Raw genomic sequence first — 248 nt, forward strand, 5'->3', positions numbered from 1 at the left:
GGCTAAGGAGTCGGAAGGCAACATGAATATCGCTGAGGTAATTCAGGAAGGGACTTTCAAGAACTTCGGTATCAAGTGGGGCAACTCTACNAGACGGCATACGATGTCGTTCAGTTCCTCAGGTAGGTTCGGAAATGTGTATAAGAGTCAGGGGGAAAGAGTGGGAACGCAACATGGATATCGCTTATGTGGTTCAGGAAGGCACCTTCAAGAACCTCGGTATCAAGTGGCGCAACGCGACCATGCGC

At 50.2% G+C, this 248-nt stretch carries 1 pseudogene; it reads left to right on the forward strand.

The features are described 5' to 3' along the window. Nucleotides 1–152: 152 nt before the first annotated feature. Nucleotides 153–248, forward strand: a pseudogene (locus ACQ4LH_RS22190) (OprD family outer membrane porin); the annotation flags it as partial.

This window comes from Pseudomonas peli (assembly GCF_050563605.1).
Lineage (GTDB): Bacteria > Pseudomonadota > Gammaproteobacteria > Pseudomonadales > Pseudomonadaceae > Aquipseudomonas > Aquipseudomonas peli_A.